Below are 19552 nucleotides of genomic sequence, written 5' to 3' on the forward strand. Positions count from 1 at the left end.
CAACCTTTCCGTGCCCGGCGGCGACCGATCGGTGTCCCCTCCCCCACACGGAACGGATCGCCGCATGAGCGAGCACCGCGACAGGGCCCGTCACCGCAGGCCCCACAAGCTCCTGGCCGTCGGCCTCCCGCTGGCCCTGACCACCGCCGGAGTCCTGGTGTACGGCACCGACTTCGTCCCCCAGCGGGCGTCCGCCGCGTCAGCGGCCGCCGCCCCCGCCTGGGCCACCGCCACCGCCGACGGCTTCGCCTCCGTCAGCGCACTCGGGCAGAACGGCACGTACGGCGGGCGGGACGGCCGGACCGTCACCGTGCGGACCCAGGCGGACCTGGAGAAGTACGCCACGGCCCCCGAGCCGTACGTCATCGTCGTGGCCGGAACCATCACCATGAACCCGGTCGGCAAGGAGATCAAGGTCGCCTCCGACAAGACGATCGTGGGCTCCGGCACGTCCGGGCACATCGTCGGCGGGGGCTTCTTCCTCGGCCAGGGCGTCCACAACGTGATCATCCGCAATCTGACGATCCGGGACGCCCACCAGGGCGTCTGGAACGACAAGGAGCACGACTTCGACGCCGTCCAGATGGACGGCGCGCACCACGTCTGGATCGACCACAACGACCTGCGGAACATGGCGGACGGCCTGATCGACGTCCGCAAGGACAGCACCTACGTGACCGTGTCCTGGAACAAGCTGAGCCAGAACAACAAGACCTTCGGCATCGGCTGGACCGGGAACGTCACCACGGACATCACGATCCACCACAACTGGTTCCGCGAGACGGAGCAGCGCAACCCGTCCACGGACAACGCCGCCCACGCGCACCTCTACAACAACTTCCTCGAGGACGTCGCGAACACGGGCATCACCTCCTCGTACGGCAACTACTCGCGCGGCGGCACCCGGATGGTCCTGGAGAACAGCTACTTCCAGGGCATGAGGAACCCGGTCATCAAGGACGCGACGGCGACGGTCGTCCAGCGCGGCAACGTCTTCTCGGGCACATCGGGCCGCAACGAGAGCGGCGGTACGGCGTTCGACCCGAGGACGTACTACGCGTACACGCTCGACCGGGCGGCGGACGTGCCGTCGCTGCTGAAGTCGGGCACGGGCCCGCGTACGGCCATCGGCACGACGGCGTCGGCGGAGGCCCCGACGAAGGCCGCGGCCGCGACGACGCTCACCGTCGCCAAGGACGGCACCGGCCAGTACAGGACGGTCCAGGCGGCCGTGAACGCCGTAGCCGCGAACAACGCCTCCCGTGTGGTGATCTCCATCAAGCCGGGCACGTACCGCGAGACGGTCAGGGTCCCGTCCAGCAAGCCGCGCGTCACCTTCCAGGGCACCGGCGGCAGCCGCAAGGACACGGTGATCGTCTTCGACAACGCGGCGGGCACGAAGAAGCCGGACGGCTCGGGCACGTACGGCACCTCCGGCAGTGCCACGGTCGCCGTGGAGGCCGACGACTTCCAGGCCCGCAACCTGACGATCTCCAACGACTTCGACGAGGGCGCCAACCAGTCCCTCCCCGGCCACCAGGCGGTCGCCCTGCGCACGGCGGCCGACAAGATCCTCCTGGACGGCGTCATCGTCGAGGGCGACCAGGACACCCTTCTCCTCGACACGGCAGCGAAGGACAGACTGGGCCGGGTCTACGTGACCAACTCCTACGTCGTCGGCAACGTCGACTTCATCTTCGGCCGGGCCACCGCGGTGATCGACCGCTCGGTCATCACCCTGAAGAAGCGCTGGGACGGCACGTCCGCCGGGTACGTCACGGCCCCGAGCACGGCGGCGAACCGCAAGGGCATCCTCATCGCCAACTCGACGGTGAACGGCGACGTCTCCGCCCGCACCTTCCACCTCGGCCGCCCCTGGCACGCCGGCGGTGACGCCTCCCTCGACCCGCAGACCACGGTCCGCAACACCACCCTCGGCGCCGCGGTCCGCACCACGCCCTGGACCGACATGAGCGGCTTCTCCTGGAAGGACGACCGCTTCGCCGAGTACCGGAACACGGGCCCGGGTTCCGGCCCGGCCGGCGCCGACCGCCCCCACCTGACGGACGCGCAGGCCGCCGACCAGGAGATCGCGGACTGGCTGGCGGGCTGGACCCCCACGGCGTCCTGACCCCGTCTCCCCCGGCCCGCGGGGTCACACCAGGGATCAACGGCCCGGCACCCGTGCGCCGCCCTCCCCCAGCCGGTAGTGCAGAGCCGGCCGGTGACCGGGGCCGAGCCGCACGGGTGCGGGGCCCCGCGCCGTCTCCGTGGCCCGGGGACGGCCCGTCCGGCCGGCCTCCGCGTGGCCGACGGTGAAGGTCACGGGCGTCGGCACGGGCTCGGCGTGGGCGGGCACGGTCAGGTCGCGGCGGCCGGCGCGGACCGCGGTGAGCAGCGTGACGAGCCCGTGCCCGGCGTCGAGCTCGGCGGCGAGGTCCTCGACGGCGTCCAGCGGCGGGGACTCGTCGTCGCCGTATCCGAGGGCGAGGGCGATGTCCTCCTCGACTCCGGCCGGGGTGCGCAGCACCCGCACGGTGGCGATCAGGGGCCGGTCGGGACGGCCGACCGCGATCAGCCAGGTGGGCCTGGGCGCACGGGAGCGGGCCAGGTCCGTCACCTGACGTGTGGACCAGGGAAGGTTGACCGGTTCGGCGGTGCTCCACCCGGCCGGGGGCCCGCCGGCCAGCCGCGTGCAGACGGTCTCCAGGGCACGCCCGAGCTCCAGGTCCGCGTCCGCCGGATGCCGGGTGCGCAGGGTGAGCAGCAGCTGGCGGCCGGGGGCGTCGGCCCGGGCGCGGAAGGCCCCGGCGAGCCGGGCGGCTCCGTGCGCGTCACGCACGGGGGCGAAGGTGCCCCCCTTCCAGTGCAGCACGGCACCGGACAGGCCGTCGTAGTACCCGTCCTCGGGATCCTGGACGACCCAGCGGTTGGGCAGTCCGCGCAGGGCGGTGCGGGTGGCCAGGGTGAGGCGGGAGCCGGGTGGGGTGACGATCTGCACGGCACGCTCGTCCTCGGCGGCCGCGCGCAGGGCGTCGGACAGCCAGCTGGTCATGGCGACCAGCGGGCGGTCCTGGATCACCACGGCGGTGCTCGGGGTGAGGACGTCGACGGCGGGTGCCGTGGTGGCGGGGACCGGAACGGCGGAGACGTCCGTGGTCAGCGGCACGACGTCGGTGGTGGCGGCCCCGGGCGGCCAGACGGTACCGCCGAGCACGGTGACCAGACGGCCGGCGAAGGAGCCCGCGAGCCGCCCGGCCTCGGCGACGGCCGTGGAGGCCCGCGCCTCCGTCCACCACACCGGCCCTTGGTGCGCGGCGCCCTCGCTGCCGAGCAGCCGGGCGGTCTCGCCCGGCACCTGGACCAGGACGGGCGTCTCCACGGACACCAGCGGCCGCCCGTCGGGCGCGCACAGCTGTACGACCGCGCCGTCGGCCAGGGTGTTCACCCCCAAGTCGGGCCCGCCCGCGTACAGGCCCGCGAGCAGCGTGGGCAGGTCGGGCATCTTCGGGGTGAGGGCGATGACGTCCTTGGTCACGGCTTCTCTTCCACGGCGTCGTCGGTGAGGGCGGTCTGCACGATCCGGTGGGGACGGCCCCGGCGGACGAGCGTGCCCCGTCCCGGCGGCCGCGGCGAGGCGTACAGCCCGGGGAAGAGCTGGCCCTCGGTGCGGTCGCCGGTCATGACGAGCGCGGCCGTGCCGGTCTCCCGCAGCGTGGTGAGGAAGGGCTCGTACAGGGCGCGGGAGGAGCCGGCGACGCGGCGGGCGACGACGAAGTGCAGGCCGATGTCCTGGGCCGAGGAGATGTACGGCAGGAAGGGGGCGAGCGGTTGCTGTCCCGCGGTGGTGAGGACGTCGTAGTCGTCGACGAGGATGACGATCCGGGGCCCGTCGAAGGCCGGCTCGTCGGTCGGAGGGGCGTCGGGGTCGGCCGTCTCCGGCAGGCGCTTGTGCAGTTCACCTGCGATACCGGTGGCCAGCGCGGCGGCGAGCCGGGCGTTGTGGGCGTAGCCGCCGCGGTAGGGCTCGGGGACGACACCGCGCAGGCTGCGGCGCGGGTCGAAGACGCCGAAGACGACCTCCTCGTCGGAGTACCGCTCGACGAGCCGGCCGGCGATCAGTTTGAGCAGGTTGGTCTTACCGCACTCGTTGTCGCCGAGGACCAGCAGGTGCTGGTCGCCGCCGAACAGGTCGAGCAGGACGGGAGCGAGGGTGTCCTGGTCGACGCCGAGCGGGACCGTGCCGGGCTCCGCGGCCGCGGAGGGGAGCCGGGCGGCGGGCAGCCGGGTGGGCAGGACCCGCACCGGTTCGGCGACCTCGCCGTGCCAGGAGGCGCGGACCGTGCGGACGGCACGCTCCAGGGCCGGGCCGAGGCCGTCCGCCGTGGGCCGGGCGTCGATACGGGGCAGGGCCACCTGGGCGAAGAGCTTCCCGTCGGTCAGCGCCCGTCCCGGGGTGTCCGCGTCGAGGGTCCCGGACAGCTTGCGGTCGACGGCCGAGTCGGCCGGGTCGTTCAGGCGCAACTCGACGCGTGAGCCGAACATCGACTGCTGGGCGATGCGTACGTCGTTCCAGCGCAGCATGCCGGCCACCACGTGGATGCCGTAGCCGCCGCCGCGCTTGAGCAGGTCCGCGACGGCGTCGTCGAGGTCGGCGAACTCGTCGCGCAGGGCACCGAACCCGTCGACGAGCAGGACGACGTCGGTGGCGCCCAGCTCCGGCAGCCGTCCCTGGCCGCGCAGCCGGCGGAGCTGCTCGACGGAGTCGATGCCGTGCTCGCGGAACACCTCCTCGCGCCGGGCCAGCATGGCGCGCACCTCGGCGACCGTACGGGCGGCCCGCTCGTGGTCCGCCCGTCCCGCCACACCGCCGACGTGCGGCAGTCCGGCCAGCGCGGACAGGCCGCCGCCGGCCAGGTCGAGGCCGTACACGGCGACGTCGTGCGGGGTGTGGGTGAGCGCGAGGGAGAGGGTCAGGGTGCGCAGCAGGGTGGTCTTGCCGGACTGGGGGCCGCCGATGACGGCGACGTGCCCGCCGGCCACGGTGAGGTCGAGCAGCCAGGGCTGCTGCCACTGCCGGGCCGGGTCGTCGAGCGTGCCCATCGGGACGCGCAGCGGATCGCCGCGGTGGGCGAGGCGCAGCCCGTCGGTGTGCGCGGTCAGCGGCCCGGCGGCGGCGTCCAGCGTGGTGGACCCGGGCAGCGGGGGCAGCCAGATGCGCCGCGCCGGCGGGGCGGCGGTCGCGAGTTGTCCCACCATGACGGACAGGACGGACGGCCCGGTCTCCCGCGGGGCGGCGGTCGGTTCCTCCGCCTGCGGGGTGCTGCCGCTGTCCTGGCGGGTGCCGTACGCCGGGTAGGGCAGGACGAGCGGCGCGTCGGTGTCGTCCTCGTCGCGGGTGGGTCCGCGGTGGGCCCCGGAGACGTATCCGGCCTTGAACCGCTCGTACGTCGAGGTGTCCACCTTCAGGTAACCGAAGCCCGGCAGCGGCGGCAGGTGGAAGGCGTCCGTGGTGTCCAGGACCGTACGGGACTCGTCGGCGGAGAAGGTGCGCAGGCCCAGCCGGTACGACAGGTAGGTGTCGAGCCCCTTGAGCTTGCCGCCCTCGATCCGCTGGCTGGACAGAAGCAGGTGGACGCCGATGGAGCGGCCGATGCGCCCGATGGACAGGAACAGGTCGATGAAGTCCGGCTTGGCGGTGATCAGCTCACCGAACTCGTCGATCACGACGAACAGATGCGGGAGGGCCTCCAGTTCGGGCCGCTCCGTCGCCCGCAGCGTGGCGTAGTGCCCGATGTCGGCGACGTTCCCGGCGTCCTTCAGCACCTGCTGACGGCGCTTGACCTCACCGGCGAGGCTGGCATGGACCCGCTCGACGAGCCCGGCCTGGTTCTCCAGGTTGGTGATCACACCGGCCACGTGCGGGAGTTCGGCGAACGGGGCGAACGTGGCGCCGCCCTTGTAGTCGACCAGGACGAGGGCCAGGTCCTCCGGGGAGTGGGTGGCGGCCAGGGCGAGGACGAGGGTGCGCAGCAGTTCGCTCTTGCCGGAGCCGGTTGCGCCCACGCACAGCCCGTGCGGGCCCATGCCGAGCCGCGCCGACTCCTTGAGGTCGAGCAGTACGGGCTCGTGCCGGTCGGTGAGCCCGACGGGCACGCGCAGGAAGTCCCTTTCGCCGCGCGGCGCCCACAGCGTCCGGAGGTCGAGTGCGGCGGGGTCGTCGATGCCGAGCAGCGCGGGGAAGTCGACGGGACCGGCCACCGGGGTGCCCTCGGCGGCGGACTCCGGGGACAGCCGCAGCGGGGCCAGCATGCGGGCGACGCCCTCGGCCGTGGGGGCGGTGACGGCGTCCACGGTGCCGTGGGCGACGCCTCCGCGCAGGTCGTCGACGGTGATCCGGTCGCCGTCCACGGTGATGCGCACGCCGACCTCGCCGGGCTCGTGCACCTGCCGCTCGAGCAGGTGCAGCACGGTGACGCCCATGCTCTCCGGTCCGATCGCCGTGTCCGGCAGCGGAAGGTCGGAGGCGGTGGCGCCGTGGGTGTCGCTGACGACGAGGAGCCGGCCGGTGAGCCGCAGCGCGTCCCCGCCGGACAGTCCCCGGCGCACTTCGGCGGCGTAGGCGGCGCGCTGCCGCAGGTCCTGTGCGCACAGCACGGCCAGCCGGGGGAGGTCGGGGGCGATCCGACGGCCCGGGACCGCCCCGTCGTACGTGTGCGGATCCAGCACGTGCGGCAGCCACTTGGCCCAGGCCCACTCGGCCTCGTCGGCGGTGGCGAGCGCGAGGGCCACGTCGTCCGGCGCGTGGGTCACGGCGGTCTGCACCAGCAGGGCGCGGGCGACGCGGAGCACACCCTCGCGGTCGCCGACGACGCTGACGTTCCCGGCCCGGTCCAGCGGGACGGTGAGCGGGGCGTCGGTGACGGTGGCGAACCGGCTCTGCAGCGCGCGGGCCTCGTTCAGCATGAACGGGTCGGGCGGGGTGAGGACACCGCCCGCGGGGTTCTGCCCGACGGCGAGGTCATGGGCGGGTACGGAACCGGTGCCCGCCCGCACCCGCAGGAAGTCGGCGTCCCGGCGGCGCCGCTCCCACAACCGCGCCGGGTCCCTGATCAGGTCGTACAGGGCCTCCGGCGGTGGGTCGAGGCGGCGGGCCGCGCGGCGCCGTTCCCGCTCCTCGGCGGCCAGTTCCGCCCGCAGCTCCTCCAGGTACTCCAGGTACCGCTCCCGCTGGACGCGCCGGGTGCGCTGCGCCTTGCCCCGCTGCGACAGGAACAGCACCACGGCCCCGAACAGCGCCGCCACCAGCACGACCGCCCCGAGCACGGCGAACCGGCTGTTGCGGATGACCGTCATGAGGACGACCGAGCTGATGACTCCCGCCATCGGCAGCAGAGCGGTGGCCGCGCTGCCGACCTTGCCCTCGGGAAGGTTGGGCGGCGGCTCGATGGTCCGGGCCCCGACGGGGGCGAGCGGCCGGGTCGAACGCGCCGGCCGGTGGATCACCCGCCGGGTCATCGCACCTTCACCGCCCGCCGCATCGCCTCGGCGGCCAGGTGGACGGCCGCGTCACGGGTGCCGTGGGCCAGCATGGCGGTGTGGATGGGCCCTCCCTGGGCGAGATGACGGTCGTAGGGCAGGGTGACGACGGGCACGCCGGGCTCCCGCAGGTGGGCGGCGGCGGTCTTCGCGTCGATGGTGGCGTCCGGGGTGCCCGCGCTGAGCGCGACAACGGTGGTGGCGAGCGCGGAGTGCGGCAACTGCGCCAGCCAGTCGAGCACTTGCCGGGTTCCGTGGATCCCCTCGGCGGTCATGGGCGCGACGATCACCCGGGCGTGCGCGGTGTCCATCGCGGTCCGGGCCACCTCGCCGGGCAGGGTCTCGCAGTCGACGACGGTGACGGCGAAGTAGCGGCGCAGCGCCAGGGTCACTCTGCGGTAGGTGGGCACGTCGAGCGGTGCGCCCACCCGTCCCTGGCTCGCGGGCAGCAGCCAGCCGCCGTCGGCGACGGGGACGAGGTAGCCGGTGACGTCGGTGAGCTGCATGGCCGGGGTCAGGATGCGGGCGAGGTCGGCGCACGACCAGCGGACGGTCTCGGCGCCCATCCGCGTCGGCAGGGTGCCGAGCGCCGCGTCGGCCTCGAGGGTGAGGACGGGGTCGTGCCGGTAGTGGTTGAGGGTGCGCCCGAGCAGCGCGGACACGGTGGACTTGCCGACCCCGCCGCGGATGGACGTGACGGCGACGACCCGGCCGGTGGTGACGGGTTGTTGCAGCGCTCGCGCCAGCTCCGTCAGCTGTGTCACGTCCCGGGCGGCGGAGGAGGTCAGCCGGCGCAGTCCGGCCCCGGCCCGGCGGGTGACGGAGTCGCCGTGCCGGGGCCGGCCCAGGGCGATGGCGAGGCGGGGATCGATGGTGGGGAGGGAGTCGGGGGCGGGGACGTCGGCGGGTGCGGGAAGGCGCGGGTCGCCCGACGACCGGGGCGCGGCGGCGGAGGTGTCCGCGGCGGGCCGCACGGGGGCCGGAGCCGGCGACGCGGGCCTTTCCGCCGCCCGCTCCTCGGTCGGCTCCCTCTCGCCCTCCCCGGTCAGCTCCCGCAGCAGATCGCGCTGCCAGTCCCCCGCCCCGGTCATGTCGGTCGTCCCCCAGCCCTTCTAGGCGAAGGTGCCGAGCAGCCGCCCGTACACCCCGAACACGCCGATGACCAGCGGCACCAGCGCGATCACGGCCACGGACTCCACGGCATCCCCCAGCCGCCGCAGCCGGACGCGTACGTGCTCGGCGGGCTCGGCACCCAGGACGGCCAGACAGACGCCGGCGAGCAGCACCGGCACGGCGAGGGGTCCGGCGCCGGCCGAACCGCTCCCGAGCCACACCACGACGAGCCGCACCGCGACGACGGCGGCCGCGCCGAACAGCACCACGACCTCGACGGCCAGCGGAAAGGCACGGGCCCGCAGGGCCAGCGCGACCAGCAGGACGACGGCGAGCGGCACCGACCACACGGACACGGTCCGCAGGACGAGCACCCCGCCGGCGGCGGCGGACGCGGCGAGGACGACGGTGGCGAGCACCAGCCCCCGATGGGTCGCGGCGAGCGCGGTCCCCACCTGGTAGCGGCTCACGGACGCGCCACCGGTACGCCGGTCGTCGAGCCGGGTCAGCCCCGAGGCCATCAAGGCGAGCCGCGGCAGCACTCCGAGCAGCACCACGGAGACAAGGGCGAGCAGCGCACCGACGCGCGTCTGCTGGGCGGCACCACCGGCCCCGCCCTGCGTCACGACGGCCGCCTCCCACAGCACCAGACAGCCGAGGGCGCTGCCCGCACCGACCAGCGCCCCACGCCCGAACGGCGTGAACCACCCGGCGAGCGCCAGCACCCCGGCCACCACCGCGACCACACCCGCGAGCCGAACGGCACCGTCCCAGCCCTGGGCGGCGGCCACGGTCCACACCCCGAGGGCGCCCAGCGCGGCGGCGGTGACGAGGAGGCTCCCGGCCGGCCCGTACCGCCGAGCCCGTCCGAAGAGCGCGCCGGCGAGTGCGCAGACGGCGGCCTCGACGAGGAGCACGGCTCCCACGCCCGCCGGCTCGAAGTGGTCCCGCGCCAGCACCCCGGCGATCAGGGCCCACCCCGCGCTCGCGCCCCCGGCGACGACCCGCCGCACCTCGGGGCGCCAGCGCCAGGCCCGTGCGGCCAGGTCGTCGGCGACCTCGTCGCTCACGTCGTGCACGACGGGGGCCGACGGCGCGTCCTCGACGCGCACCAGCCGCAGCACGGCCCCGTCGGGCACACCGGCCGACTCGAGGGTGCTGTCGTGGGCGAGAGCGGAGCCGTCCGGGGTGACGAGGTGCCGCAACTCGGGCCGTTCCCCGACCCGGTCGTCCAGCAGGCGCATGATCTCGGGCAACAGGATCCCGACGGGCTCCCGGGCCGGCAGTACGAGATCGACCCGCCGCCGCTCACCGACGAGCGTGACCCGGCTGAGAGCCGTACGGCCACCCGTCACAGAACCACTCAAAGTCCCCGTGGCCATCACGCGTTCGAACCTATCACCGGGCGGACGGGGCGTCGGAGGGCGCAGAGGAGGGCACGCCGGGCGTCGCGTAGGGACCCTCTCCGATCACCCGATGCGAAAGGAACGACCACCCCACACACCCGGCACACACCACAGCGGCGATCACCACCCCGGCGAACACCTTCCCCATCCGCTCGTCCACCGTCCGCCGCTGCCGCTGCACCCCGAAGAGCAACGCATCCCGAAGCCGCCGCCGCCGAACGGCCACGGACTCGAGCAGCTGGTTGTCGTAGTCCTGCGCGGTCACGTGGGGAACTCACCGAGCCAGTCGTGCTGGAGGAGGTGCTCCGACTCGACGTCGATGGGCGTTTCCCCGTCATGGGCAACGCAGGTGATGGCGAGAGCCCGGGGGCCATGGAACCTCCCGCTCTGAGCTGTGGGACGCGTCATTCGCCCTCGCCAGCCTGGGAGGCGAGGTGCAAGGTGAGTTCCGCGGTGGCCAGCATCCGGACGATTTCGATGGGAGGACTGGCGAATTCCATCTTCACGACTTCGGTGGGGTCGATCTGGTGGGTCTGCCCGTCGCGACCGGTCGCCTCGATGACGTAGCGGTGTCCACGGGGCACGGTGGGGTCGTCCGTCACAGCCCAGCGCGCGCCGTACTTCTGGATGAGGAAGTCGGCCACGTAGGACGTCAGGTCGGCGTGCAGGGTGATCCAGTCGGACTGCTCGAACTCGTCGAGCGGGGCGCGCGAGACGTAGTCCTGAAGAGCCGGAATGAGGCTCGTGGGGTCACGGGTGTAGACCTCCGGGGGGACCTCGAGCATGTCCGCGACGTCGATGATGTTGCGGCGGCCCTCCTCGGTCCAGCGCTGCAGGTCCGGTTCGCTCCTCTTGCTCACGTGGTGCACCTTCTGTGGGTTTGCCTACTTGGGCGGTGGCCCGTATTCGACGAAGATAATGCGCGCCTGGATGAGATAGTTCCGCAGCGCCTGTGACGGGGGCGCGTGGGAGAAGACCCAGCGCGGATCGAACTTGGGATCCAGACGGCGTAGCGTCAGATCCTTGTTGATCTGTTCGATGAGGCCCTTGTTAAGTTCGACCTCACCTTTCACGGGTTTGGTACTTCCATCTGTGAGCGTGACCGTACGCCACCCCTGGTAGTGCTTGACCTCGATGGCCAAAGTGCGGCCGTCCGGCAGATCGACAGGCACGTCGACATTGCGACCCTTGGGTGCCCCCACCGGGTAGTAGGGGTGGTCATGGGTCGGTACGGGGTAGTGGCGCTCGGGCGCACCGGCCGTCATCTCGCGGAAGAAGTCCTCTATACCCTTGAACCGTGCCCGGCCGTGGCGCATGGCCTGCATCTGACGCAGAGTTCGTCTGGTTCTGCCCGGCATGAGTTCGGGGCGTGTGAAGTCAGGTCTGCCGTCAGGTCTGTCAGGCTGGTGCTCGCGATCCGGGCCGTCTCCTGGTTCCGCAGATGATTCATCAGCATTCCGCGTATTCGGAGATTCGTGATCGGCCGGGCGATGGTCGGACTCAGGACCGCGAGCGCCATCCCCGCCGCCCGCCCCGGCGTGCCCACGCTCTCCCGTCCCGCCAATGGATCCGGGCCGCTCGACGGCCCCCGCACCGGCGGGCCTCCCCGCGCCGCTGTCGCGCGCAGCCGCATGGCCGCCACCCTCCGTGCCGGTCTGCCCCGGTGTCTGCTCACCGCCAAGCGGCGCGGAGCTGGTGCCGTGTTCAGCTCGGGCGCCGACCCCGGCCAAGTCGCGTGGGCCTGCCCCGCCACCCGGCACTCCGGAATCCGGACCAGGTCTGGGATCGGCACCATGTCCCGCTCCCGCCCCGACACGGGCTTCACGCGCGCTGCCGGTGGCCCTGGGCCCGCCACGCTCCACAGGAGTCAGCAGCTCGTCACCCACTCGGGCGGTGGCAGCTGACGTGGGCGCCATTGCACCGACTCCCGCGAGCTCTCGTTCTCGCACCACGGCCGTCTCCGGCGTAGCAGAACGCTGCCGCACAGGTGCGTCGGCCACGACGATGCCGTGCCTGTCGTAGGGAACGAACTCGCCGTTCTCGATGACGACTCGGGAGCCGTCCTCCAGTTCGATGACGCTGTGGACGCGCTGGGCGTCCGCCGCGGCGCCCGCGCCCGCGGTGATCCTCGACGTCAGGTCGGACAGCTTCGGCAGTTTGCCCGCCGCCGCGCCCGTCGCCTTCAGGCCCACGTACAGGGGGTCCATGTACAGCCCGGCCTTGGAGGCGGCGCCGGCAGCATTCGAGGCCAGGCCCCCCTTGCCGGCCCTGGACGCCGCCGCGAGAGGCCCGGCGCCCAGCGTCAGGACGTTGAAGATGACCGTCCCCGTGGCCCGCGCCGGGTTCTCCTCCCACTGGTCCCAGGCGACGATCCCCTTGGCGAACTCCTTGGCCGCCTTCTTCGCCCTGACCTCGTCCTCGCTCTCCTCGTCCGGGCCCACCGCCCAGTCCATGAAGGCGTCGTACGGCGTCATGGTGTAGAGACCGATGCCGGTGACGACGTCCTTCAGCCCGCTCCAGGCCTCGCCGTCCCCGGTGGCCAGCGCCCACAGCCCCTTGGCACCGGCCTCGATGCCGTCCTTGTAGATGCCGTCCCAGAAGACGCTCTTGGCCCCGTGGCCGAACCAGTCCAGGCTCCACGGGTCGTACGTCTTGTCGTCCACACTGCCCCAGGGCAGTTCCTTCGCGCCCTCGAACAGATCGGCGTCGTAGCCGTACGTCACCGTGCCCCGTTTGACGAGCCCGCTGCCGTCGTCCGCCACGAACGCCGGCCCGCCCACGACCGCGGAGATCCTGCTCGCGGCGCGGCGCTCCGCGTCCTGGAAGGCGAACTGCGTGGCGGACACGTCATCGACGAGCTGCTTGTTCCGGTCGACCTTCTTCTCGTCCTCGGTCCAGTCGTCGTCGCCCTCGACACTGTCCGTGAAGGCGACGGCGTCCGCCTTGAGCTGCTTCAGGCGCTCGGCGAGCGGACGGGCCTCGACGGAGAACGTGTCCAGGGCGTCGGCCACGGTCTCGAGCTTCGCGGCGAACTCATCGGCTGTGTCCATCACCGGCTGGGTGGTGGCGAACAGTGCCTCGGCCTCGGGCGCGGTGTAGAACGCCTCCAGCATCTGGAAGCGCGCGTGCACGTCCGCGCCCCCGTTGCGGATGCCGATGGCGTCACTCCGCAGAGCGGACACGTCCCTGTCCAACTCGTCGAAGTCGCCCGTGAACTGCGGTATCCCCCCCGGACTGATCACTTCTCGCCGTCCCCCTCGCCCTTGCCCGGCAGGTCGATCCTGGGCGCCGCCAGGGCCCTGCGCTGGGCACGCGCAGCCATCTCCTCGTCGCCGAGCACGTAGTGAGCCGTCGCCGCGTGGGCACCGTTCACCGACTTGGCCGCTCGCGCTCCCAGGAACAGCACGTCACCGGCGGTCCGCTCCACGAACAGCGCCAGCGCCGCCCCGATCGCACCGGTCGGTGCGGCACCGCAGTACGGACCGCTGATGGTCCCCGCGGACGTGGCCGCGCTCTCCACGTCCGTGCCGTACGCCTTGACGTCCTTGGCCACGTCGTCCATCGCGTCCTGGACCAGCGAGGTCACGAACTCGACACCGGACGGCGATATGTCCCACCCCGTCATGCGTCAGTCCGCCTCAGCCGATGTTGTCGACGGCCGCCCGCGCCCTGGCCAGCGTCGACTGCGCGGTGCCGTCGTTCTGCTCCATCGTCGTGCGCACCAGGCGGATGATCTCGCGGACCTCGCCGGCCGCACGGTGCCAGCGGTTCTCCTTGCCGTGGTACTCGTCGGCCACCCCGTCGGCCGTAAAGTCGGCCATCGCGGCCTTCACGGCCCGGTCCCGGTCCGCCAGCACCCGCTCCAGCTGCCCGATGACCCCGTGCAGACTGATCTGCACCTCACCCGAGGCACCCGTGTCGTACGAGCGCCGGTCCAGGTTCTGCCCCATGACTCACTTCCCCCTAGAGAACAGCAAAGTTGACCATTGAACCGCCGACGACCGCGTCCTACCGCGCCCCGAACCGCGCCGCGTCGAAGTTCGCCGACCCCATGTTCTGGTGGGCGTTGGTCTCCAGCTCCTGGTCACCGGTCCCGAAGGCCGTGTCCATGCCGGCCTGACCGCCCAGGATCGCGTTGAGCGAACCGTTCAGATCGTTCGTGATCTCGTCCGCGTGCAGCTTGAACGTGTCGAAGGCCGCCTTGCCCGCCCCGTTGAACTTGCCCTCCAGCGGCTCCGCCGCCTGGATCAGCAACCGGATGAGAGTCCCCAGGTCGTCGACCGACCCGATCGTGCTCTTCCCCAGCTCCGACAGCGTCGTCGACCCCATGTCGAACTTCATCAACCCACCCCCGTGGTCACTCGCGCCTCACGCGCACTCGAACATCCTGTCGCACCACTATTGCAAACGCAATGCGGATAAGGGGAGTTGGCGCGAAGGGTGCCCACCGTCACACCGACTCACCCGCGCTCACCGCGGTGGTTCATCAACTGAGGCTGAAGAGGAGTCCGAGGCGACCGTTCGACCTGTCGGGTGCTCGTCCGGGTGGAGGGCGTCGAGGATCAGGGAGAGTCCGAAGGGGAACTCGTCGGCGTAGTCGTAGCCGGGCCTGAGGACGTGCTCGGTGGCCAGTTCGGTGAGGTGGGGGTAGGTGCCGGCGGGCATCTCGCGCACGATGGCGCCCGCGACCTCGTCCAGTTCCTCCGTGTCCTTGAACGGCAGGCTCGCCTCCTGGAGCGCGAAGCCGTAGAGGTAGCTGTCGATCAGTGAGATCGCGTGCGCGGCCATGGCGACGGAGAAGCCCCCGGCACGCAGCGCCCCGATGACGGCGTCGTGGTGGCGCAGCGTCGCGGGGCCCGGCCGGGAGCGGGAGTCCATCAGGCCGACGGCCCACGGATGGCGCCGCAGGACGGCACGGGCGGACAGTGCGCGATGACGCATGGCGCTCTTCCAGTCCGTGTCGCGCGGGGGCAGGTCGATCTCGCCGAACACCGCGTCCACCATGCCGTCGAGGATGTCCTCCCTGCCCGCCACGTGGTGGTAGAGCGACATCGCCTCGACACCCAAGGGCTCCGCGATGGCCCGCATGGTGAGCGCGGCCGACCCCTTCTCGTCCGCCAGCGCGACCGCCGTACGGATCACGCGCTCGCGACTGAGCGGGGTGCGCCCCGACGTCCCGCGCCGGCCCCTGGCTCCCTCGGGCATCCGCCCTCTCCTTTCCCTGCGCCTTGACCACCTTATAGCGTAAGGCTAGCGTTCCTTACACCATAAGGTCGACGTTCGGCGGAGGGGCTGTCGTGAAGAAGGTCTGCGTCATCGGGGCTTCCGGGAAGCTCGGGCAGTACATGGTCCGGCACGCGCTCGACCGCGGCTACGAGGTGGTCGGCGTGTGCCGGGAACGCAGCGTGCCGAAGCTGGCGGCCTTCGAGGGCCGGATGACCGTCGTCCCCGGGCCCACGAACGACCCGGAGGTGATCCGGCGGGCGGTCGCCGGGTGCGACGGGGTACTGACGGTGCTGGTGCCCTGGGGTGTGCGGCAGTACGCGTCGGGCACGGCACAGGCGGTGCTCGACCACGCACGGCCGGGCGCCCGTCTGGTCTTCTCCTGCGGCTGGCACATCACGCGCGACGGCAAGGACAGGTACTCACGGATGTTCCTGCTGGGCGTCCGCGCGGCGTCCGTTCTGGGGAAACTCTTCCGCGCCGTCGAGATCGACGACCAGGTGGAGGCGTGCCGCCGGGTCTTCGCCAGCGACACCCGGTGGACCGTGGTGCGCGGCAGCAGCCTGGAGGAGGGTGAGAGTCAGGGCCTGCCCGTGTGGAGCCGGCACGTGGGCGATCCGGTCCTGGCCGGCGACCTCACCCGCCGCGTGGACTTCGCGCTGTTCATGGTGGAGGCGCTCACCGACGACACACTCGTCCGGGAGGCCCCCGCGATCGTCGGCCGCATGACACCCAGCGCCCTCGCCCACGGCTCCGGGTGACCCCACTGCCCGAGCGGGCACGCGTGAGCCGTGTGGCACCGTGGGGGCATGTCGACACCACCGGACGGGTTGCCCGTGTACCGCGTACTGACCGGGCCCGATGACGCCGCGTTCTGCCGGCGGGTCAGCGAGGCGCTGGAGATGGGGTACAGGCTCCACGCGGGGCCTGCCGTCACCTTCGACGGGGAGCGGGTGATCGTCGCGCAGGCCGTCGTGTGGGGCGGGTAGGAGCCGGACACGCGGCGGGGCCGGTACGGGACGTGTCGTCGTCCCGTACCGGCCCCGCCGGCAGTGGTTACCGCACGATGGTGATGCGGTCCGCCGCCGGAGGCGCGAGCGGGGACGTGGCCGAGGAGTTGGCCGTCAGGTACCGCTCCAGGGCCGTCAGGTCGTCCTCGCCGACCAGGTCGTTGGTGCCCTGGCCGAGGGTCGGGAAGCCGTCGCCGCCGCCCGCGAGGAAGCTGTTCGTCGCGACGCGGTAGGTGGCGGCCTGGTCGATCGCGGATCCGTTCAGCTTGATGGAGTCCGTGACCACGCGGTCCGCGCCCGTCTTCGTCAGGTCCAGGGTGTAGGTCAGGCCCGAGGAGATCTGCAGGATCTTCGGAGCCGCCTCGTTCCCGCCACTGACCTGCTCCTTCAGGACCTGGATCAGCTGCGCGCCGGTGAAGTCCTGGAGGTTGACCGTGTTGGCGAACGGCTGGACGGTGAAGCCCTCGGCGAACGTCACCACGCCGTCGCCCTCGCTGCCGCCGGCCGCGTGGGTGAGCGACGCGCGGATACCGCCGGGGTTCATCAGCGCCAGGTCGGTCTCCGCGTCCAGCGTCCTGCCGTACGCGAGTTGGGCGTCGGCGATGAGGTCACCCAGGGGGGACTCCGTGCCGTCCTTCACGATGTCGCCGGCGATGTAGCCGATCGGGCGGTTGCCGATGGGCGCGGCGAGGGTGTTCCACCGGTCGATCAGGCGGGTCATGTCGGGCGCCTTGGGGACGTCCCGGGTGACGACGTGGTTCGCGGACTTCACCGCCGTACGGGCGATGTCACCCGTCCAGCGGTCGTACGTCAGCGTGGTGTCCGTGTACAGGCGGCCGAAGGACGCGGCCGAGGTGACCGTGCGCGGCTTGCCCGACGGGTCCGGGATGGTGCAGGCGTACGCCGCGTGGGTGTGGCCGGTGACCAGCGCGTCCACCTGGGGCGTGACGTTCTCGGCGATGTCCGCGATCGGGCCGGAGATGCCGTCGCCGGCGCCCGGGGAGTCGCAGTCGTAGTTGTAGGAGGACGAGGCCGGGAAGCCGCCCTCGTGGATGAGCGCGACGATCGACTTCACGCCCTGGCGCTGGAGCACCTTGGCGTACTTGTTGATCGTCTCGACCTCGTCCTTGAAGGACAGGCCCTTCACGCCCTCGGCGGAGACGATGTCCGGGGTGCCCTCGAGGGTCACGCCGATGAAGCCGACCTTGACGCCCTTCTGCTTCCACACCCAGTACGGCTTGAGGAGGGGCTTCTCGGTCTTCTCGTCGAGGACGTTCGCCGCCAGGTACGGGAAGTCGGCGCCCTCGAACTCCTCGTCCGTGTAGCAGCCGTCGACCGGGTGGCAGCCGCCGTTCTGCAGGCGGCCCAGTTCGGCGGCGCCCTCGTCGAACTCGTGGTTGCCGACGGAGGTGACGTCCAGGTCGAGCTTGTTCAGCGCCTCGATGGTGGGCTCGTCGTGGAAGAGGCCCGAGATCAGCGGGGATGCGCCGACCATGTCGCCGCCGGCGGCGGTGATGGAGTAGCGGTTGCCCTTGCGGGCCTCGCGCAGGTGCGTGGCGAGGTACTCCACGCCGCCCGCGTCGACGGTCTTCGTCGTGCCGTCCGGCTGGAGTTCGGTGACCCGGCCGGAAGAACCGGACGGCGGCTGCAGGTTGCCGTGCAGGTCGTTGAACGACAGCAGCTGCACGTCCTGGTAGCGGCCGTGGTATCCGCGCGAGGTGTCCTTGCTCCCGCGGCTGTCGTCCGCGCTCGCCGACCCGGGCAGGGCCGCGGCGGCCAGCGCACCGGCGGTGAGCACACCGGCGGCGGTCGCGAGAAGACGGTTCGTACGGCGTCTGCGGCGCTGGTGGTGCGCCGGGGATGTGGCTGGCATGCGCCCCCCTGTGGGTCCGAGTGGGTACCGGCGCAGCCTAGGGTCAACGCGCGTAGCGCGACAGGGGCTTCCGGGTTACGACCTGGTTTATCTTTCGCCGACACCGTTGCCGTCCGGTTTGCGGCGGCCTTCCGCTCCCCTCCGCGCCGTCCCCTTACCCTCGTAGGCATGACCAGCGACGACTTCGCACGGCCCGGCCGACCCCGTTCGCTCCGGACCCATGCCGCGCTCGACCCGGATCAGATCGACGCGGTGCTCGCCCTGCTCGCGGAGGCCGCCCGGACCGACGGTCAGCAGGCGGTGTCCGAGCAGGGCCGCCTGCAACTGCGCGGCCGGGAGCGGGAAGGCGTCTCGCACCTGCTGCTGTCCGTCGGCGACGAACTCGTCGGATACGCCCAGTTGGAGGACACCGATCCGGTGGAGCCGCCGGCCGCCGAACTGGTGGTGCACCCCTCGCACCGGGGCAACGGGCACGGGCGGGCACTCGGTTCCGCGCTGCTCGCCGCCTCCGGGAAGCGGCTGCGCGTGTGGGCGCACGGCGGTCACTCCGCCGCCCGGCACCTGGCGCAGGTGCTCGGGCTGACGCTCTTCCGGGAACTGCGGCAGATGCGGCGGCCGTTGGCCGGGCTCGATCTGCCCGACCCGGTGCTGCCTGAGGGCGTGGCCGTACGGACGTTCGTCCCCGGGCAGGACGACGCGGCCTGGCTCGCGGTGAACGCCGCCGCCTTCGCGCACCACCCCGAGCAGGGCTCACTCACCCGGCGCGACCTCGACGACCGCAAGGCCGAGCCGTGGTTCGACCCCGAGGGGTTCTTCCTGGCCGAGCGGGACGGCCGGCTCGTCGGCTTCCACTGGACCAAGGTGCACGAGGCCGAAGGACTGGGAGAGGTGTACGTCCTCGGCGTGAGCCCCGACGCCCAGGGCGGCGGCCTCGGCAAGTCCCTCACCACGATCGGGCTGCGCCACCTGGCGGGCAGGGGACTGCCGACCGCCATGCTCTACGTCGACGCCGACAACAAGGCCGCGGTGTCCGTCTACGAGCGGCTGGGCTTCGTCACGCACGAGACGGATCTCATGTACCGGACGGAGACCTGAGCCAGGCCGGAGCGGATACGCCGTACCGGTTCCACCGTGCACACCGCACCCACTGCCGGCACCGCGCACAGCAGGACCGCCCACCGGTCGTCGGCCGCCGCCCACCTCGCGTCGTCCGGGGTGACGAACAGGGCCCAGCTCCCGGGGGTCAGCAGCGGGCCCAGCACCGCCAGGGCGAGCAGGAACCCGGCGACCGCCTGACCCGGCCGGGCGCCGTCACCCCGGCGGACGCTCGCCACGGCCGCCGTCACGCTCGGAGCGCTGTGGGCGGGCGTACACACCGCCCTGCCGTA

The 19552-nt window shown here is 72.3% G+C and carries 17 protein-coding genes; 4 read left to right on the forward strand and 13 right to left on the reverse strand.

Annotated features, from left to right (window positions below; translation table 11 throughout):
* Positions 1 to 64 precede the first annotated feature (64 nt).
* Positions 65 to 2131, forward strand: a complete 2067-nt coding sequence (locus F1615_RS30305; protein ID WP_149552257.1) for a pectinesterase family protein — start codon at positions 65 to 67, stop codon at positions 2129 to 2131.
* Positions 2132 to 2167: 36 nt separating this feature from the next.
* Here the strand turns inward: F1615_RS30305 and F1615_RS30310 are convergent, their stop codons facing one another.
* The 11 genes from F1615_RS30310 to F1615_RS30360 form a co-directional block, all read right to left on the reverse strand.
* Complete coding sequence (locus tag F1615_RS30310; RefSeq protein WP_149552258.1) at positions 2168 to 3538, reverse strand: DUF6177 family protein; 1371 nt, start codon at positions 3536 to 3538, stop codon at positions 2168 to 2170.
* Complete coding sequence (gene eccCa, locus F1615_RS30315) at positions 3535 to 7518, reverse strand: type VII secretion protein EccCa (protein WP_149552259.1); 3984 nt, start codon at positions 7516 to 7518, stop codon at positions 3535 to 3537. The genes F1615_RS30310 and eccCa overlap by 4 nt, the downstream gene beginning before the upstream one ends.
* Positions 7515 to 8630, reverse strand: coding sequence for a hypothetical protein (locus F1615_RS30320; RefSeq protein WP_149552260.1), 1116 nt, complete (start codon positions 8628 to 8630; stop codon positions 7515 to 7517). The genes eccCa and F1615_RS30320 overlap by 4 nt, the downstream gene beginning before the upstream one ends.
* A 21-nt stretch (positions 8631 to 8651) precedes the next feature.
* A complete protein-coding gene (gene eccD / locus F1615_RS30325) occupies positions 8652 to 10034 on the reverse strand; it encodes a type VII secretion integral membrane protein EccD (RefSeq protein ID WP_149552261.1) in 1383 nt (460 codons plus the stop codon).
* Positions 10035 to 10050: 16 nt separating this feature from the next.
* Positions 10051 to 10323 (reverse strand): hypothetical protein, encoded by a 273-nt coding sequence (locus tag F1615_RS30330; protein WP_149552262.1) that lies wholly within the window; start codon positions 10321 to 10323, stop codon positions 10051 to 10053.
* Between the two features lie 139 nt (positions 10324 to 10462).
* Positions 10463 to 10918 carry a hypothetical protein gene (locus tag F1615_RS30335; protein ID WP_149552263.1) on the reverse strand — a complete coding sequence of 152 codons (456 nt, stop codon included), beginning with the start codon at positions 10916 to 10918 and terminating at the stop codon, positions 10463 to 10465.
* Between the two features lie 24 nt (positions 10919 to 10942).
* Complete coding sequence (locus F1615_RS30340) at positions 10943 to 13189, reverse strand: hypothetical protein (protein ID WP_149552264.1); 2247 nt, start codon at positions 13187 to 13189, stop codon at positions 10943 to 10945.
* A 107-nt stretch (positions 13190 to 13296) separates the two neighbouring features.
* Positions 13297 to 13683, reverse strand: a complete 387-nt coding sequence (locus F1615_RS30345) for a DUF6507 family protein (RefSeq protein WP_149552265.1) — start codon at positions 13681 to 13683, stop codon at positions 13297 to 13299.
* Positions 13684 to 13696: 13 nt separating this feature from the next.
* The gene (locus F1615_RS30350) at positions 13697 to 14008 is read right to left on the reverse strand and encodes a pore-forming ESAT-6 family protein (RefSeq protein ID WP_149552266.1); all 312 of its coding nucleotides are present in this window, start codon (positions 14006 to 14008) and stop codon (positions 13697 to 13699) included.
* Positions 14009 to 14066: 58 nt separating this feature from the next.
* Complete coding sequence (locus F1615_RS30355) at positions 14067 to 14399, reverse strand: hypothetical protein (protein ID WP_149552267.1); 333 nt, start codon at positions 14397 to 14399, stop codon at positions 14067 to 14069.
* A gap of 129 nt (positions 14400 to 14528) precedes the next feature.
* Complete coding sequence (locus tag F1615_RS30360) at positions 14529 to 15263, reverse strand: TetR/AcrR family transcriptional regulator (protein WP_149552268.1); 735 nt, start codon at positions 15261 to 15263, stop codon at positions 14529 to 14531.
* A gap of 140 nt (positions 15264 to 15403) precedes the next feature.
* Between F1615_RS30360 and F1615_RS30365 the strand changes: the two genes are divergently transcribed.
* Both F1615_RS30365 and F1615_RS30370 read left to right on the forward strand, forming a co-directional pair.
* Positions 15404 to 16042, forward strand: a complete 639-nt coding sequence (locus tag F1615_RS30365; protein ID WP_244328910.1) for an NAD(P)H-binding protein — start codon at positions 15404 to 15406, stop codon at positions 16040 to 16042.
* A 48-nt stretch (positions 16043 to 16090) separates the two neighbouring features.
* Positions 16091 to 16270: a DUF1737 domain-containing protein gene (locus F1615_RS30370; RefSeq protein ID WP_037930945.1), complete on the forward strand. Its 180-nt coding sequence runs from the start codon at positions 16091 to 16093 to the stop codon at positions 16268 to 16270.
* A gap of 67 nt (positions 16271 to 16337) precedes the next feature.
* On the opposite strand, the gene F1615_RS30375 is transcribed toward F1615_RS30370, so the two are convergent.
* Complete coding sequence (locus F1615_RS30375) at positions 16338 to 18164, reverse strand: bifunctional metallophosphatase/5'-nucleotidase (protein ID WP_149552270.1); 1827 nt, start codon at positions 18162 to 18164, stop codon at positions 16338 to 16340.
* Positions 18165 to 18332: 168 nt separating this feature from the next.
* On the opposite strand from F1615_RS30375, the gene mshD reads away from it, so the two are divergent.
* Complete coding sequence (gene mshD, locus F1615_RS30380) at positions 18333 to 19259, forward strand: mycothiol synthase (protein WP_149552271.1); 927 nt, start codon at positions 18333 to 18335, stop codon at positions 19257 to 19259.
* On the opposite strand, the gene F1615_RS30385 is transcribed toward mshD, so the two are convergent.
* Entirely contained in the window at positions 19199 to 19510 is a 312-nt protein-coding gene (locus tag F1615_RS30385) for a hypothetical protein (protein ID WP_208818443.1), read from the reverse strand. The two genes, mshD and F1615_RS30385, sit on opposite strands and share 61 nt — an antisense overlap.
* Positions 19511 to 19552 lie beyond the last annotated feature (42 nt).

This window comes from Streptomyces marokkonensis, from assembly GCF_008312835.1.
In the GTDB taxonomy this organism is placed as follows: Bacteria; Actinomycetota; Actinomycetes; order Streptomycetales; family Streptomycetaceae; genus Streptomyces; species Streptomyces marokkonensis_A.